At 70.8% G+C, this 17,069-nt stretch carries 14 protein-coding genes; 7 read left to right on the forward strand and 7 right to left on the reverse strand.

Features of this window, described 5'->3' with window-relative positions:
* The first annotated feature begins 5 nt into the window (after nucleotides 1-5).
* Genes ACFWFP_RS22695 through fxsT form a run of 7 tightly spaced genes read left to right on the forward strand, consistent with a single transcriptional unit; the run spans nucleotide 6 to nucleotide 11,431 of the window.
* Nucleotides 6-362, forward strand: coding sequence for a CU044_2847 family protein (locus ACFWFP_RS22695; RefSeq protein ID WP_379298048.1), 357 nt, complete (start codon nucleotides 6-8; stop codon nucleotides 360-362).
* A 13-nt stretch (nucleotides 363-375) separates the two neighbouring features.
* Nucleotides 376-2,262, forward strand: a complete 1,887-nt coding sequence (locus ACFWFP_RS22700) for a serine protease (protein ID WP_379298050.1) — start codon at nucleotides 376-378, stop codon at nucleotides 2,260-2,262.
* Nucleotides 2,259-3,272, forward strand: coding sequence for an AAA family ATPase (locus ACFWFP_RS22705; RefSeq protein ID WP_379298052.1), 1,014 nt, complete (start codon nucleotides 2,259-2,261; stop codon nucleotides 3,270-3,272). The genes ACFWFP_RS22700 and ACFWFP_RS22705 overlap by 4 nt, the downstream gene beginning before the upstream one ends.
* Nucleotides 3,273-3,275: 3 nt before the next feature.
* Nucleotides 3,276-5,612, forward strand: a complete 2,337-nt coding sequence (locus tag ACFWFP_RS22710) for an SAV_2336 N-terminal domain-related protein (RefSeq protein ID WP_379298054.1) — start codon at nucleotides 3,276-3,278, stop codon at nucleotides 5,610-5,612.
* Nucleotides 5,609-7,225 (forward strand): chloride channel protein, encoded by a 1,617-nt coding sequence (locus ACFWFP_RS22715; RefSeq protein ID WP_379298056.1) that lies wholly within the window; start codon nucleotides 5,609-5,611, stop codon nucleotides 7,223-7,225. Before ACFWFP_RS22710 ends, ACFWFP_RS22715 begins: the two co-directional genes overlap by 4 nt.
* A gap of 7 nt (nucleotides 7,226-7,232) precedes the next feature.
* Complete coding sequence (locus ACFWFP_RS22720; RefSeq protein WP_379298058.1) at nucleotides 7,233-8,429, forward strand: aKG-HExxH-type peptide beta-hydroxylase; 1,197 nt, start codon at nucleotides 7,233-7,235, stop codon at nucleotides 8,427-8,429.
* A 2-nt stretch (nucleotides 8,430-8,431) separates the two neighbouring features.
* Nucleotides 8,432-11,431: an FxSxx-COOH system tetratricopeptide repeat protein gene (gene fxsT / locus ACFWFP_RS22725; protein ID WP_379298060.1), complete on the forward strand. Its 3,000-nt coding sequence runs from the start codon at nucleotides 8,432-8,434 to the stop codon at nucleotides 11,429-11,431.
* A 4-nt stretch (nucleotides 11,432-11,435) separates the two neighbouring features.
* Here the strand turns inward: fxsT and ACFWFP_RS22730 are convergent, their stop codons facing one another.
* From ACFWFP_RS22730 to ACFWFP_RS22760, 7 genes are all read right to left on the reverse strand, one after another.
* Complete coding sequence (locus tag ACFWFP_RS22730; RefSeq protein ID WP_379298360.1) at nucleotides 11,436-12,266, reverse strand: putative RNA methyltransferase; 831 nt, start codon at nucleotides 12,264-12,266, stop codon at nucleotides 11,436-11,438.
* Nucleotides 12,263-12,430, reverse strand: a complete 168-nt coding sequence (locus ACFWFP_RS22735; protein WP_011211259.1) for a DUF3117 domain-containing protein — start codon at nucleotides 12,428-12,430, stop codon at nucleotides 12,263-12,265. Before ACFWFP_RS22735 ends, ACFWFP_RS22730 begins: the two co-directional genes overlap by 4 nt.
* Nucleotides 12,431-12,536: 106 nt before the next feature.
* Nucleotides 12,537-13,169, reverse strand: a complete 633-nt coding sequence (locus ACFWFP_RS22740; RefSeq protein ID WP_379298061.1) for a DNA-3-methyladenine glycosylase I — start codon at nucleotides 13,167-13,169, stop codon at nucleotides 12,537-12,539.
* Nucleotides 13,166-13,486 carry a DivIVA domain-containing protein gene (locus ACFWFP_RS22745; RefSeq protein ID WP_378638270.1) on the reverse strand — a complete coding sequence of 107 codons (321 nt, stop codon included), beginning with the start codon at nucleotides 13,484-13,486 and terminating at the stop codon, nucleotides 13,166-13,168. The genes ACFWFP_RS22740 and ACFWFP_RS22745 overlap by 4 nt, the downstream gene beginning before the upstream one ends.
* A gap of 37 nt (nucleotides 13,487-13,523) precedes the next feature.
* Nucleotides 13,524-14,660 (reverse strand): Mrp/NBP35 family ATP-binding protein, encoded by a 1,137-nt coding sequence (locus ACFWFP_RS22750; RefSeq protein WP_379298063.1) that lies wholly within the window; start codon nucleotides 14,658-14,660, stop codon nucleotides 13,524-13,526.
* A 73-nt stretch (nucleotides 14,661-14,733) separates the two neighbouring features.
* Nucleotides 14,734-15,597: a lytic transglycosylase domain-containing protein gene (locus ACFWFP_RS22755; RefSeq protein WP_379298065.1), complete on the reverse strand. Its 864-nt coding sequence runs from the start codon at nucleotides 15,595-15,597 to the stop codon at nucleotides 14,734-14,736.
* 96 nt (nucleotides 15,598-15,693) lie between these two features.
* Nucleotides 15,694-17,061 carry a lytic murein transglycosylase gene (locus ACFWFP_RS22760; RefSeq protein ID WP_379298067.1) on the reverse strand — a complete coding sequence of 456 codons (1,368 nt, stop codon included), beginning with the start codon at nucleotides 17,059-17,061 and terminating at the stop codon, nucleotides 15,694-15,696.
* Between the last annotated feature and the right edge of the window lie 8 nt (nucleotides 17,062-17,069).

Genomic DNA, 17,069 nt, shown 5'->3' on the forward strand with positions numbered 1-17,069 from the left:
TGAGCATGACCAGGATCGAGCAGCTGGAACTGCCGGACGGCACCGAGGTGTTCGCCCGGATAGACGGGCTCGACGGGGAGGAAGACGACGCCGAGACACCGGGTGTCACCGATATCGCGCTCGGTTTCGGTAGCCGCCTGGAGAACCTCGGCCCGACCATTCGCGGTGTGGCCTCGTCGGTGCACGCGAGCGTCGCCGGTCTCTCGGCCGACTCGGTGTCGGTCGAATTCGGCATCGAATTGTCCATGGGCACAGGCGGGATCATCGCGGTGATCGCCTCCGGTGGCGCGAAGACCTCGGTCAAGGTCCGGCTGGACTGGGATCTGCGCGGTGACGATGACGCGGAGCAGTCGCAACCCTGACGGAAGACTGGCGATGGACGACGTCGACAACTTGGTGACCGCGGCGGCCTGCGTCATCTGGGTCCGCAACAAATCGGGACAGTGGAAGGCCAACGGTACCGGCTGCCGGATCGCGCCCGAATTCGTCGTGACCTGCGCGCATGTGGTGGTCGCGGCCGGTGGCCGGGTCGAGGTGGAATTCGGTGACGGTACGCGCTTCGGCGCGGACGTCGCCGCGAGCACCGACGCGGTGGGCGGATTCGACGACCTCGCGGTCCTGCGCCTCGACGGCGCGCCCGCCGCCGACGCGACCTGTGCGCTGATGGTCGAAGCGGTGATCGGCCGTGGAACTCGGCTGCAACTGTGCGCGTACAACGCCGACTACGCGGGCTTCCTCGAGCTCGGGGCGGCTACGGCACTGGAGTTCTCCACCCATGAGGCGGGGGAGGTCGGCGCCACCTACCTCAAGCTCACCGGCAACCAGCGACTGCTCGCCGGGATGTCCGGCGGCCCGGTGGTGCTGCCGGGTCAGGGCGTGATCGGGCTGGTCAAGCAGTACAACAACCGCAATCCGACCGGCGGCGCCGCCGTGCGGTTGCTCGCCGGGCTGCGCAGGCTGTGCGCGCCGGGGCTGTACCGGGAGGTCGTCGGCTCGCACGATCGATACCATCGGGCCGATATGCGCTGGTCGGATGTCGTCGGCGGCGAGGCCACGATCCGCCGCCTGCTCATCGACCTCAACGGTGTGTGCACCGGGCTGCCCACCGCGGTCCAGGACCAATTGCGGGCCGAGCTCACCGAGGTCATCCTCGCCAATCACCTCGACGTGCCGACCGATTGGCGGGTGATCCGCGATCTCGCCGAGTACGTGGCGATCGAGGCCCCCGGCGACGACGGTCTCAATCTGGCGCGTTGCGCCTGGCTGATCGGCAACCGCGCGGCCGCTGACCCGGATCGCGAGGCGATCGTGGCCATCGCCCGGCGCGCGGCCGGTCGGCGATTCGTGAATCTCGACCGCTCGATGCGCAACCGCTTCGGCAGGCTCGCGCCCAAGCCGCCGCGACCGGGTGGCGTGCCGATCACCCTGTTCGCCATCATCACCCCCGACGAAACGCCCGGTACCCCAGCGGGTTCCGAGCAGGGACATCGCTACGAGATTCATCGCCGCACCGGTGACGGCGACATCATCGGGGTACGGTCGGCCACATCGATGCCGAGTTTCACCGCGGCCAAGGCGGCCGTGAAAGTCGCGCTCGACGACCAGCTCCAGCACCTGGACGCCGACGGCGCCGAGATCGAGATCGTGGTCGCGCTGCCCGACGAGTACCTCACCGCCGACCTGCTGTGCCGGTGGCTGCGACCCGATGAGCGCCCCTTCCGCCAGTTCATGATGCGGTTGCGGCGCAGCGCGACCTGGGAGAAGCCGGCCGAGCAGATCCGCGAACTCGAGCAGCGCTGGAACCGGTTGCGCGCAGGCGGGGCGCTGGCCTGGCTCGCCTGCGCCGACGACCGGTCCGGTGATCTGCGCGCGCTGCACGCACTCGTCGAGGCCGACGGACTCGATGTCCCCGTCGACGCGCTCGGCATCGCCGAACCACCGACTCCGGCGGTGTTCGCCGCGGCGGGCGCCAACGCGCTGCCCGTGCTGATCTGGCGCGACGAGAGCTGCCCGGATCGGTCACCCGGTCACCTCGATTGCGGCGGTCCGCCTTTCGTCGACCGGCTCGTCACCGAGCTCGGTGACAGCGGCTGGATCGATGGGCATCCGGTGGTCTGGCGCGAGCAGTGTCGCTCGGCGAAGGCGCAGCGGGACAATGATTTCTGGCTGCGCGTCGGGTATGTCCTCGACATTCCGGGGCACAGCAGAAGGAAGCCACACCCGCTGGCGGGGCCGCCCGCGGTGTCAGGAGGATTTCGATGAACGCACCGAGCTGGCACGTGTTTCTCGGTGGGGGTGAACCGCGCCCCCAGGCGTGGGAGGCAGTGCCGAAACCCATGTCGGCGAGGGCCTTCGACGGCACGCCGCTCGACTACACCCCGGCCGGCGCCGTACCGCAGACCGAACGCAGGCTCGGCACCGAGGGCATCGGCGCGCATCAGCTCCGGCCCGCTGACCTCGACGTGATCAACGCGGCGATCCTGTGCAGGCGCCCGCTGCTCGTCACCGGCGCCCCCGGGCTCGGTAAGTCGTCGCTGGCCTATCTGATCGCCAGGGAACTCGCGCTCGGCCCGGTCCTGCACTGGCCCATCACCAGCCGCAGCATCCTCGGTGACGGGCTCTACACCTATGACGCGATGCGCCGCTTCGAGGAAGCACAGCTCACGCGACGGTGGTGGCGTGATCCGCGGGCCGGGGTCGCCGATTTCGTCACGCTCGGTCCGCTCGGTACGGCGCTGCTGCCGAGCCGCAGGCCACGGGTGCTGCTCATCGATGAGATCGACAAGGCCGACGCCGACCTGCCCAACGATCTGCTGCACGTGTTCGAGGACGGCGAGTACACGATCAACGAACTCCGCCGCATTCGCGCGTATCGGCCGCAGGTGTCGGTGGTCGCGCACGACGCGGGCAGGCAGGTGCCGATCACCGACGGCTTCGTGCGCTGTCACGCCTTCCCGATCGTCGTGATGACCAGCAACGGCGACCGCGAGTTCCCACCCGCGTTCCTGCGCCGCTGCCTGACGCTGAAACTCGAAGAGCCCGACCGTGATCAGCTCGAACGGCTGGTCGCCTCGCACTTCGGCAGCGAGGTGCCGCGTGAATACGACGACATCATCGCCACGTTCCTGCAGCGGCGAGCCGATCTGGGGGCTTTGCCCGCCGACCGCCTGCTCACCGCGTTGCATGTGCTGACCCACGCGGGTGGCGACGCCACGCTGGACCGGCAGAGCCTGGCGCGCACGCTGTTGCAGCCGATCGGGCCAGGAGACTGAAACATGTCCAAGCTGGGTGAGTTCGTGGCGGCTGTCGACGCGCTGGAGCTCGATGCGCCCGCGATGGCCGACGCGCTCTGGCTGGCCGCGCACATCACCGAGCAACAAGCAGATCCCGCCACATCGGGGCGGTACGCCGAACACCGCATCGACGCGGTCGCCCACCATGATCCGGCCGTCGCCGCCGAACGCGCGCCGGAGCGGGGCGTGCCGGTGGATGTGCACCGGCCCGCGCAGGCACCGAGTGCCGCCGCGCGCGGGGATCGTCCGGTCCGGCTCGTCGCGCCGCGGGCGCTGGCGGGATGGCGCACGGTGCTGCGCGAACTGCGCCCCGTCACCCGGCGGATTCCCGGTCGGCGGGAGAGCTTCGACGAGGTGGCCTCGGCGGAGCGCAGCGCGCGCATCGGCAGGCCGTGGGCGGTGACCGGGCCGCGGCCGGGCCGCGAACGCGACGCGGTCCTCGTCCTGGATCTGAACTCGGCGATGGTCGTGTGGAGCAGGCTGGCCGAGGAAGCGCGGGCGTTGCTGGAGTCGGCGGGATTCCGCACGTTCACCGTGCGATTCATGGCCGAGCGCTCCGACGGCGCGCTGCGGTTGTCCACCCGGCCGCAGCAGGAGCCGCGACAGCCGCTGAGCGACCTGCGTGACCCGTCGGGGCGCCGGGTCGTCTTCGTGCTCAGTGCCTGCCTCGGCGATACGTGGACGCGCGGGACCGGTGCCGCGCAACTGGCGGAGCTGGCCGAGTTCTCGCCGGTGGTGCTGTTGCAGCCGTTGCCGAACTTTCTGTGGCGGCGGACCGGTCTGGATTGGGAGAGGGGACGAATCGCTTCGGTGATCCAGGCACGCCCCTCGCCGCTGCGCGTCGTCGCGGGCACCGACCCCGCGCTGCACCCGATTCCGGTCCTCGAGCTCGGTCCTGGCTGGTTCGGGCCCTGGGCACAGGTGCTGGCGGGCGACCGGCTCTCGGCCGTGTATCCGCTGCTGCGTGCGCCGTCGGCGCACGCGCAGCCGCCGCCGCTGGGCAGGCGCCAAGACGACGAACTCGGCGCGAATCCCGTCGAACGGGTCCGCCGCTTCCGGGCCGGATCGTCGCCGGAGGCGTTCCGGCTCGCCGCCGGGCTCGCCCAATTTCCCTTGCGGTTGCCGATCATTCGGTTGGTCCAGCGGGTGCTGCTGCCGGGCAGCGGGTCGAGTGTGCTGGCCGAGGTGCTCGCGGGCGGGTTGATCCTGGATGCCGTGCCAGGCCTCGCTCCCTACGGCGTGCCGGAGGACAGTCGCGCGTTCGAGTTCCGGCCCGGCGTGGCCGATGTGCTGCGGGCGGCGATGCCGCGCAGCGAGGTGCTGCGAGTGCGGGCCGCCGTGTCCGACCACCTGTGCGCGCACTACGACGTGCCGGGCGTGGTGTTCCGGGCGACGCTGTCGTATTCCGGCGCGGGCGAGGGTTTCGCCTATCTGTCGCCGGAGGTCCTGCGCATGCTGGCTCCGCACTACGCGGCCGAGGACACGGCTGTCGATGTGGACGCCGGAGAGCGGCTGATCGAGGCGGCCACGGCGGCGGTGCGATCCGGCGACCGGGCGGCCGCGGTGTCGGCGCACCGGATCGCGCTGGCCGCCGTGCCCGTGCGGCACCCGTCGCGGATCTCGCTGCTCGACACCTTGAGTTCGCTGCTGGCCACCGACAGCGACAGTGCCGACGCGCTCGACGAGGCGATCGGGGTGGCGAAGCTGGCGATCGGCGAAGCGGGCACCGACGACCCGGCGCGCTTTGCCGCACTGGGCGACATACTGGTGCAACGGTATTCGCGGTTCGGCGGCCTCGACCATCTCGCCGACGCCGCCCGGCTGCTGCGGGCCGCCTATGAATCCGCTGACCCCGCCGACGAGGGATATGCCCGGCTGGTCGATCGGCTGGCCGAAGCGACCATCCTGCGCTGCCTCGCGACCGAGGAAGCGATCTTCGGCTGGGACGCGATCGACCTCTACGAGAGCGCGCTGGAGACAACCGATTCCGACGAGCGGCGTCGCACGATCCAGCTCGAGCTGGCCAAGGCTCAGCTGGTGACGGCGACCGTGTCGGCCTACCCGGATGCCGAGGTGCCCGAGCAGGTCACCGCGCTGTTCCTGGCCGCTACCACCGAATCCTCGGCGACGGTCACCGATCCGGCTTTCGAGATCGCGCTCCGCGCCGCGGTGGCCGCCGCGATCACCGCGATCGGCGCCGGGAAACTCGCACCGCGGCACGCGGATTCGCTGGTGTCGATCCTGGCGGACAGCGCGGTACCGGTACCGGCCGAGGTGATATCGCAGCTGCGCGCCGCCCGGCCGAGCGGCGCGCGGTGACAGCCGCCGCGGCACGGCCCCGGCTCCGCACCGCGCTGCATGTGCTGGTGGTGGCGGTCGGGGTCGCTGTCGCGGCGGGGTTGTCGGCCGCGGTGCTGAAGTGGCTGCTCGACGTGGCGACCGAGCTGATCTTGGAAAAGCTTGTCGCGCTGCCGATGTCGGCGTCGGCCTGGGCCGGGCCGATACCGCGGGGCAGTGGTTGGCTGCTGCCGGCGGTGGTCGCCGCCGGACTGTTGGCCACCGCGTGGGTCGGCCGGATCGGGCGCGGCACGATCAACGGCACCGACGGGGTGATCGCGGCGGTGAACAGCCGCGACCTGACCGGGCTCGATGCCCGCGGTGGCACAACCAAATTGGTGGGCACGGTGCTCACTCTCGGTACCGGCGGGTCCGCGGGCACCGAGGGGCCGGTCGCGCAGATCGCCGCCTCGGCGGGTGCGGTCGTCACGCGGTGGGCGCGGCTGCCCGAGTACTGGGCCGCCGTCCTGGTCGGCTGTGCCATGGGCGGCGGGGTGGCCGCGCTGTTCCAGACCCCGGTCGGCGGTGCGCTGTTCGCGGCGGAGATCCTGCGGCGGCGTGGTCTCTCGCCGCGCATGATCCTGCCCGCGGCGGTCTGCGCGCCGATCGCGTTCGCGGTGTTCGTCGCGATCCATGGCAGGCATCCGATGTTCGGCACGGTGACGTTGGGGCCGCTGTTGGATCCGGTGAGCACCGGTGTGCTCGCCGCCGTCGGTCTGCCCTGCGCGGTGCTGGCGTGGGTCTATGTGGCGGCCTTGCGGACGGGCAGTGCGGTGCGCGCCGCGCGGCCGGGTCGGATGGCACTCGTGGCGGTGTCGGCGGGCGCGGTGGTCGGGTTGATCGGGATCGTCGTTCCCGCGTCGCTGTCCACCGGGTATGCGGCGGCGGGCGCGACCCTGTCGGCGACAGTGGTACTGGCCGCACCGCTGTGGCTGCTCGCCCTCGCGCCGGTGGCCAAGATCGTGACGACGGCGGTGACGCTCAATACCGGCGGCGCCGGTGGTGTTTTCGGGCCCGCGATGGTAGCGGGCGCGTTCACCGGCGCCTTGGCGTGGCGGCTCGCGAGCGAAGCCGGTGTGCCCGTCGGAGCCCCCGCCGTATTCGTTGTCGCCGGGCTCGCGGCCTGTGTCGCAGCCGCGGCCAGGGTGCCGCTGACCGCGATCGCGCTCGCCACCGAATCGGTGGGCGCCACCGTACCGCCGGTCGGGCTCGTGCTGGCCGTCTTCGTGGCAACCCTGGTGACGCGCGGCGTGGTTCTGTTTCCGAGCCAGGCGAACGGTGGCGAACGAACCAGGCCGCCGCACCAGCGGATATCGGTACTGTGGAAACGAAAGAGCGGGAAGGGGGACCCGGGGGGAATGCGCGAATCGGGTTTCAGCGGACGGTCCGGAGCGGGCGTGAGCACAGCCATCGGCTGCGCGCGCCGAACCGAATCGCCGACGGTAGGTCAGGTCGCCGACCTGTCCGCCGTCGATCTCGCACAGCTCGCGCCACCCGATGATCCGGTGATGACCGCACTCATCGATCGCGCGGTCGAGCGCCGCGCGGCCGCCGGGATCGTCTTCGCCGGGCACAACAGCAACTCGGGGGCGTGATCGCCCGATGCCTGCCCCCGCCCGCTACCTCGGCATCTCGGCCGCCCAGCTGACCTCGCTGGCCCGCGGCCGCGATCACCCCGGCATCGCCTCGCTGCTGCGCCGGGCTTGGCTGAGCCGAAATCTGACCTTCTTCGCCGCGGTGTCCCCCGCACCGCAGGTCAGCGCGACCGGCACCGGACAATCGCCGCTGGACACCCTCATTCGCGCCCAGCAGGCCGATCGCGCGGCGGTCGACAGCGTGCTGACGCACCCGCGATTCGGTGCGTGGGCGGCCTACTGTGCCACGGCCGCACCCGGCCACGGGCAGTTCGCCGACCCGATCGGGTTCGCCGCCTCGTTCGCTGTCGCCGCCGCACTGCGCGCCGGTATCGAGTTCGCGCTGCCGATTCCGGTGGTCGGCGGCGTCGGCGTCGTCCCCGGCCTCGGCACTGTCAGCGGAGCCGACGGCGCCTACCTGCACGTCCGGGGCCACCACGGCAGGCTGGAACTCGACGGCGGGCAGACATGGAATCCCGTGCGCACCTGGCACTCCGGGGCATCGACGCTCGAATTCGACGACCTGCCACCCACTCCGGCGGCCTGGCCGGATCAGGTCGTCGCGCCACACTGGATGCCGATCGCCGACACCGACTATGACTGGTGGAAGGGGTGTTTCGAGACCGCGCGGCAGCTACTCGACGACACCGTTCCCGAACTGGCCCACCCGCTGGCACACGGCATGCGCGCCGTGGTGCCGCGCTCGCACGAGAACACGGGCTTCGTGAGTTCCACCCTGGTCGATGCCTTCGGCGCGGCCGCGATGATCACCCCGGTCGACGGTATGGGCCTGGCCACCGGATTGCTGCACGAATTCCAGCATTCGAAGCTGGGGATCGTGCTGGAACTGGTGCCGATGATCGCCTGCGACACCGAGGTATCGCTGCCGTCGCCGTGGCGTGCCGGGCCCCGCCCGCCCAGCGCGGTACTGCACGGGGTGTACGCGCACCTCGCGGTGGGACGCTTCACCCGCGGGCTCGCGAGGGCGAACGGGTCGGCCGAACTCGCCGAGCGCGCCGATACCGCGCACCGGCAGACCGTGAAAGCCTGTGCCACACTGCTGGATTCCGCCACATTGACCGAGATCGGGCGTACCTTCGTCACGGTGCTGCGCCGGACCGTCGATGACGATGCGCGCGCCGTCGCCGCGGCGGGGAAGGAGTGACTGTGCCCAGCACGCTCGTTCACGTCGCCAAGGACTCGGTGTGGGTACGTTGGCTGCGCCAGGAGTGGATCGACCGGCTCGCGGTCACCCGGATGGTGCCGGGCATCGACGTCGTCGACGTGGTGCCACCGGCGGGGGATCTGATCGTCATCGTCAGCGAGGTACTGCTGGGGGTGTGGAGCAGGGAATCGCCGAACTGGGCCGAGCTGGTCGCCGCGGTCGCCGATCGCGCGGTCACGGTGTGCCTGACGGGGATCGACGCGGCGGCGCTGCCCGCGGCGCTGGCGAGCCTGCCGCTGGTCGACTTGGCCGCGGACGAGGATCATGTCCGCGCACGGCTCGGACTGCCGCCCGCCACCGGCGCGCTGCCGCTGCGCGGGGACCGGGTCCGGTTCCCCGGGCCGACGGCGGGCGCGCCGAGGGTGGTGCCCGAGTCGCTCACCGAACCGCGCTGGTTCTACGGGCGCTACGGCGAACTGGACGCCATCCGGGCCGGACTGGCGACCACCGGGGCGGTGGTCCTGGTCGGTACCACCGCGTCGGGCAAGACCTCACTGGCCAAGACCTACCTCGACCGGAACCGCTCGCAGTACGACCTGATCGCCTGGGTGAACGCGGGGAATCCGACGACGCTGCGCCATGATCTCGTCCGTCTCGCCGGGCCGCTCGGCCTCGGGCAGGTCGTCGGAAACCAGGACGCGCATCGGCTGGTCGTGCAGCATCTCGTCGAGATGCCGCAGCGCTTCCTGCTCGTCTACGACGACGCGCGCCCCGACTCGGCAGGCGACCAGCAGGCGGTGGGGTCCAAGCCGGCGCCGCTGGCCGAAGTCGTCCCGTGGGGCGGCAACGGGCACATTCTGTTCACCTCGAAAGTTCAGCGCTGGCAGGGTCCCCACACCGTCACGGTCCCGCTGTTCACCGACGACGACGGCGCCCGATTCCTCAGCTATCACGTGCCCGAACTGGCCGAGGACCTGATCGAACTGGCGGTGGAGGAGTCGGCGGGCAGTCCGCTGCTGCTGCACACGATGGCGCGCCGCGGCCGTGAGGACGCGGCCCGTCTCGCCGCCGACCTCCGCGAGAAGGCCTTCACGGCACCCACATTCATGCTCGACAAAGCCGATGCCCGCGAATATCGCGCGGTCCAGCGGATACTCGGCAACTCGTTGCGCCGACTCATCGACGCACCCGCCGGATCCGACGAGCGCGCCGCGGGCTACCTGCTGCGGCTGCTCGCCTACTTCGCGCCGAACATGCCGATTCCGCTGGTCCTGCTCGAGGCAGAGCCCGACGGTGTGCCCGTTGCCGACACCGTCGATCCCGGCTGGCAGGCCACGATCCGCCGCAGCCTGCGTGACGAGGACCGGCGCGCACGGTTGCTCGAACTCATCCGCACCGAATCGCTCGCCGACACGCTCACCTTGACGACCCCGGTCGCTGTCGCGGCGACCGGGGTGGTGCTGCACTCGGTCATCACCATGGGCATCCAGGTCAATCTGTCCGACAGCCGCGTGCAGAGCATCCGGCACGAAGCCCATCGCATCCTGTGTGCCGCCGACCCGCGCCGCCCCGACCTCTCCGAACACTGGGAGCGCTACCACTGGCTGTGGCGCCAGCTCGATCCGAGCGGCGCGCTGGCCTGCGACCGGCTCGGCGATCCGCGGCACTCCTGCGGTGGCTTGCTCGGCATGACCGGCCACATCGTGCAGGCGTTGCGCAACCGCAGCGAGCTCACCGCGTCGGCCGCGCTGGGCGAACGCGCCACCGACGCGTGGGCACCGCATCTGGGCGCGGACCACATCGGGATCGTCCGGCTGCGCACCACCACCGGCAATGTGCTGTGGCAGATGGACCGCTGGGAACGCGCACACGAGATCGCGCGGCGAGCACTGGCGGGAGTGGCGCCGAATCGGGACCGATATCCCGAGGAATACACCGCTGCCTCGGACCTGATCGCGGCCTGCCTCCGCTCGTCCGGGGACTGGGCCGGATCGGTGGGCTACAACGAGGCCTCCTACGCGACGGTTCGCGCGGTCCTCGGGCCGCAACATCGCGAGACCCTGCGCGCTCAGCACAATTTCGCGGTCGCGGTACGCATGATGGGTCGCTTCGCCGAGGCGCTCGAGCTCGACAGCGCCGTCTACGCGAGCCGGCGCGACGACCCCGACGACGAGGACCAGATCTTCGCTCTGCACTCACGCAACAATGTCGCCCGCGATCTGCGCGAACTCGGCCGCTACACCGAATCGGTGCGGGTCCAGGAGGAGGTGGTGCGCGACATGCTCACCCTGCTCGGTGACCCGCGTCAGCAGCACGTGCTGCGGGCGGAGAAGAACCTGGCCGTCTCCTACCGCAAGGCGGGCAGCTTCGCCGACGGCTACCGGTTGCAGCTGCGTGCCCTCGACCACCACGTCGCGGTGTACGGGCCCGACCACCCCGAATCGGTGGCGGCGCGCACCAACCTGGCCAACGACTGCCGACTGCTCGACCGGCACGACGAGGCGCTCGAACTGGCCGAGGAGGCATATCAGCGGTGCGCCGCCGTGCGCCCCGCCCATCCCTATACCGCCGCCTGCGCGGTGAACTTCGCGGCAGCGCTGCGCACCGGCGGCGATGTCACCGATGCGCTCGACCTGGACCGGCAGGCCGTGCGGATCTTCACCGATCGCCTCGGCGCGGCCCATCCGTACACCCTCGCGGCCGGTAGCGGGGTCGCGGCCGATCTGGCCGGGCTCGGCGAGTACGCCGAGGCGGTGGAGATCGGCGCGGCGGTGCTGGCCCGGTCGACCGAGGCGCGCGGTGCCGACCACCCGTACACCCTGCAGGTGGCGATCAACTACGCGCTGGACCTGCGGGCGCTGGGCCGGGTCGCCGAAGCCGACGGCCTCGAAGCCGATGCGCTGGGTCGATATCGCGCGACGCTGGGGCTGGATCATCCGGACACGGCGCAGGCGGCACAGCGGCGGCGCGGCACCTGCGATATCGAACCGCCGCCGATGTAGCCGCTCAGGACATCGGTAGGTAGATCGACACGGTGACCGAGGCCGTCACTGCGGTGATCTCGGGTAGCGCCGCGATGCGTGGATCGTCGGCGGGGGTGCCGTGGAAGGCCGACGGGCCCATCGCGACGACGTGGGTGACGTCGGGGCGGGACAGCTTCATCGGGAACTCGACGAGGGTGTGCTCGGCGCGGGTGAAGGTGCCGGCCAGGGAGTCGGCCAGGCGGCGGTCTTTGTCCGGGTCGACGCTGACCATGCCGAGGGGGCCGATCAGCTCGCCCAGATGGCGAGCCGTGGGCGTGACGACGACGAAGCGTCCGCCCGGTGCGAGGACGCGGGCGACTTCGGCGGGGTTGCGCGGGGCGAAGACCGAGAGCACGCCGGTAGTGGCGTCGTCGCGCACCGGCAGGCCGCGCCAGGCGTCGGCCAGGACGGAGGCCATCCGGGGGTGCGCGCGGGCGGCTCGGCGGGCCGCGGGCTTGGCCACGTCCAAGGCGATGCCGAGAGCGCCGGGGTGCGCGTCGAGCACCTCGGCGAGGTAGTAGCCCGTGCCCGCGCCGATGTCGAGCACCGTGGGATCGGTATCGAAGGCGCGAGCGATCGCCGCGGCGATCGGGGCGAAATGGCCCGCACCCTGGAAAGCGGCGCGGGCGTCGAGCATGTCGGCGGTGTCGCCGGTCATTTTCGTCGATGCGCCGGTCAGCAGTCCGACATAACCCTGGCGGGCGATGTCGAAGCTGTGACCGGTACCGCATCGCAGCGCACGATCGTGCGGTTGCAGCTCGTCGCCGCACTCCGGGCAGGCCAGAAGTGCGGCGACCTCGGTCAGCGCACTCAGCTGGTGACGCTCTTCAATTCGTCACCGAGCGCCGCAGCCTCGTCCGGTGTGAGTTCGACGACCAGACGCCCGCCACCCTCGAGTGGAACCCGCATGACGATTCCACGACCTTCCTTGGTTGCTTCGAGGGGACCGTCCCCGGTACGGGGCTTCATGGCCGCCATCCTCTGCTCCCTCCAGATCTGCGCGGTGGTTCTGCGCACTGTTTTCTCGTCTGCCGGTTGTCGCCAACCAGCGGGCTCGCCGGGTGTTCGGCGGGCCACACTGGTCCTATTCTTCCCTATTGCCGTCGCGGGCGGACACCTGAGTGCGAAATGTGACTGCAGAGTCGGTTCCGTTCGGTACCGCTCCCACCCAGCAAACATCCAGGTGATCGTCCACCATGCCGGTTGCCTGCATGAGCGCATACGCCGTCGTCGGGCCGACGAAAGCGAACCCTCGGCGCTTCAATTCCTTTGCCAGAGCAATGGATTCGGGTGTGGTGGCGGGCACATTCGCGATCGAGGCGGGCCGTGGGCGTGGCGCGGGTGCGAACGACCACAGCAGCTCGTCCAGGCTCACCGGCAGGTCGCGAGCAACCCGGGCATTGTTGATCACCGCGTCGATCTTGGCGCGGTTGCGCACGATGCCCGCGTCGGCCAGCAGCCGCGCGCGGTCCCGATCATCGAACTCGGCGACCTTCGCGATCTCGAAACCGGCGAACGCGGCGCGAAAGGCGGGGCGTTTACGCAGGACGGTGATCCAGGCCAGGCCGGACTGGAAGGCCTCGAGGCAGAGCCGTTCGAACATGGCGTCGTCACCGTGCAGGGGCCGGCCCCATTCGGTGTCGTGGTAATCGCGGTACAGCTGCGAGCCCGTCGACCAGTCGCAGCGCACGAGGCCGTCGCCGGCGAGCTCGCTCACCCGCGATCCTGGCCCGCCGCCACCTGCGCCTGCCACTGCCGAGCCTGTGCCAGCTCGAACTCGAGCTCGTCGATCCGCTCGGCCAGCCTGCCCAGCGCCCAGTCGACCTCGCCGGCCTTGTACCCGCGCACCACCTGCTGGAATCGCAACGCCCGCACATCGGCCCCCGTGACGCCGTCGGCGGGCAGCACGGTAGCGGTGGTCCCCTCGGGCAAGGGCCCGAGCTCCTCGGACCGCCCGAATACCGCACTGGCGACGAGGAACAGCATCGCCGCGACCAACCCGACGATGAGCACGTATAGAAGCAGCGTCAGCATTACCCCAGCCTAGGCACAGCCACCGACAACCCCCGAATCACAGATGGCGGGTGGTATCGATTCCCAGTGACATGCCCGCGAGGCCCCGTTTGCGGACGGCGAGCTTGTCGGCGACACCGCGCAGGGCGACGGCGGCGGGGTTCTCCGGATCGGAGAGCACGATCGGGTGGCCCTCGTCGCCGCCTTCGCGCAGGGCCTGCTCGATCGGGATCTGGCCGAGCAGGGGCACATTCGAGCCGACGGCGCGGGTGAGGCTGTCGGCGACGACCTGGCCACCGCCGGAGCCGTAGAGCTCCATCCGGGAACCGTCGGGCAGGTCGAGCCAGGACATGTTCTCCACGACGCCGGCGATGCGCTGACGGGTCTGCAGGGCGATCGCGCCCGCGCGTTCGGCCACCTCGGCGGCGGCGATCTGCGGGGTGGTGACGACCAGGATCTCGGCGCTGGGGATGAGCTGGGCGATGGAGATAGCGACGTCGCCGGTGCCGGGCGGCAGGTCGAGCAGCAGCACGTCCAGGTCGCCCCAGAACACGTCGGCGAGGAACTGCTGCAGCGCGCGGTGCAGCATCGGTCCGCGCCACACCACGGGGGTATTGCCCTGGGTGAACTGCGCGATCGAGATCATCTTCACGTCGTGCGCGACGGGCGGCATGATCATTCGCTCGACCTGGGTCGGGCGGGCGTCGGTGCCGAGCATGCGCGGGATGGAGTGGCCGTAGATATCGGCGTCGAGCACACCGACCGACAGCCCGCGCTGAGCCAGCGCCACGGCGAGGTTGGCGGTGACGCTGGACTTGCCGACGCCACCCTTACCGGAAGCCACCGCGTACACGCGGGTCAGCGAACCGGGCTGGGCGAACGGGATGACCGGCTCGGCCGAATCGCCACGCAGCGACTTGCGCAGCTCGGTGCGCTGCTCGTCGCTCATCACATCGAGGTCGACGGTCACCGCCCCCGCCCCGTTGACGTCGGCGACGGCCTTGGTGACCCGCTGGATGATCTCGGTCCGCAACGGGCACCCGGAGGTGGTCAGGTAGACCTCGATGTGCACATCACCGCTGTCGGCGATGGCGATGGACTTGACCATCCCCAACTCGGTGATCGGTTTGCGGATCTCCGGGTCGTCGACCTTCGCGAGCGCCGCCCGCACATCCGCTTCCGTAATCACTGACATACCCCCGATGTTATGCGTCCCCGGATCGGCCGACGATCCGGGGACGACAGTGGATAGCCGGTGGGTCCGCTCCCTAGTGGATTCGGGGCAGGTCCTGGGGCTTGGGGGCGAGGCCGCTGGAGTAGGAACCCGACCAGGCCATCACGTTGGCGACGTAGGCCATCGAGTTGTTGTAGCGCAGGATCGCCTTGGACTGCTGGGAGAGGTCGCGCATGTTCAGGCCGCCGTCGCACAGGTAGCGGCCCGCGGTGAGGGCCGCGTCGAAGAGGTTCTGGGGGTCGGCGATGCCGTCGGCGTTGCCGTCGGCGGCGTAGCGGTGCCAGGTCTCGGGCAGGAACTGCATCGGGCCGATGGCGCGGTCGTAGCCGCCGAGGCCGTCGAGTTCGCCGTCGTCGCTGTCGTGGATGACATTGTTGCCGGAGAGGCTGCCGTCGAGGACGGGCCCGTAGACCGCCTTGATCGGATTGCCCTGCGCGTCGGCCTTGCCGTAGGCGTGGGTGGATTCGACGCGGCCGATGCCCGCCAGCAGCGACCAGGACATCCCGCAGTGCGGGTTCTCCACGGCCAGTTGCTCTTCGGCGGTCTGATAGGCGGCGACAGCGATGCCCGGAATGCCGAGCGGACCCGCGGGCAGATCGGCGGACGAGCGATCGTCCGGCAGGGCAACGGTTTTCACGACCGGCGCGGCCGAGGCCGACTGGCGCGCTTCCGCGTGGACGAGCTCGGCGATGTCGGCCTGGGGCGAGGAGACCAGATCGGCCGTGGCCTCCGGCTCGGCGCCGGGCAGCAGGTCGTGTTCGACAGCTGCGTTGGTTGCCGGGGTCGCCTCGGTGGCGGCCGCGGTCACGGCTACCAATCCAGCGGGGACCAATCCGGTCAGTGCGATGAGCGAGCTACGGCGAACCGTCGTAGCAGGCTGTTTCCGATGACGACCCACTGTGTGGTGCCCTCCTCAACCGTGTTGGATGAGAAGAGATTACCGCACCCGAGACCTTTTTGTTACCCCTCCGTGATCTGAGTTTCGGTTTGATTTCTACGGGGCTGGTGCGGGGGCGGGCGGCAGCGGGATGACGATGCCGAACGGCAGCGTGATGCCGGGCTGCTGGGTCGGCGCCACCGGCGCGGGCTCGGCGGGCGCGGGCTCCTCGGCCGGGGCGACACCCGGTTCCGGTGTCTTCTGCGGCGTGGTGGGTGGTGCGGGTGTCTCGGCGGGGGCGACGGCCTCCGGGGCGCACGCGGCGGGCTCGACCACCGGCTGCTCGGGCGCGGCCGGGTCCTTCGGCGCCGCAGCGCCGTAGGTCTGCTCGGCGGGCTTGTCGGCGGGCTGCTGCTCGGGTGCGAGCGGGTTCGGCATCCGCGCGGGCAGCGGCTCGCTCACGCATGTCTCGGGCGGTGCGACCGGCGCCGGGCAGAAGATCCCGCACGGGATCGGCGGCAGACCGGGCAGCGTGATCATCACCTGCGTCGGCGTGGTGACCTTCGGTGTCGACGGTGTGGGCGTGGTGGTGGGTGTGGGCGTGTTGGTCGAGGCCGCCAGCACATTGGGCGCCACCAGCGGACCGCTGCCCGGCGGGATGATCTCCGGCGAGATGGCCACCTGGCTCGGCGCGCCGCCGGTCCGGTACGCCGCCGACCAGCTCAGAACGTTGGCCGCGTAGGACATCGAGTTGTTGTAGCGCAGCACCGCCCGCAGCTCCTGGGCCGCCTCGCGCAGGTTCATGCCACCCGAGCAGAGGTACTTGCCCGCGGCCAGCGCGGCATCGAAGACATTGTGCGGGTCCGCGGCGCCGTCGCCGTTGCCGTCGGCGGCGTAGTGCACCCAGGTACTCGGCAGGAACTGCATCGGGCCGAGGGCCCGTACGAAACCGCCGTCGGCTTCCTTGATCACCTCGTTGCCGGGCAGGGTGCCGTCGAGCGCGGGGCCGAAGATCGGCGTCGTCGTGGTACCGGCGGGGTCGGTGCGGCCACTGCTGGCGTGCCCGGATTCGATCCGGCCGATGCCCGCGAGCAGGTTCCAGGTGAGCCCGCAGCCGGGCTGCGCGGATTCCATGGCCAGCTCGGCGTTGCGGTAGGCGGCGAGCACGATCTCCGGGATGCCGAGCGCGCCGCTGCCGGTGGGCAGCGAAATGCTGTGCAGTGGCACGGTTCCCGCGAAGGGCGCGGCGGTGTTGGCGTTGAGCGCGCGCAACCGGCGCGGCGCCTCCTGCGCGACCGGCAGCAGGCCGACGATCTCGGACGGATCGGTTTCGGGGGTGTCCTCGGCGGAGCTCGCCGTGGCGGCCAGCAGGGCCTCCGGGGCGGTCGGCGCGGTGCTCGGGTCGCTGGTGTGCACCCCGGACCCGGAGGCGACGAGACCTGCGACTACAAGGGCCGACATCGTTATCGGAGCAGAGATTCGCACGGCCACAC

This window comes from Nocardia sp. NPDC060249, assembly GCF_042728755.1.
Classification (GTDB): domain Bacteria; phylum Actinomycetota; class Actinomycetes; order Mycobacteriales; family Mycobacteriaceae; genus Nocardia.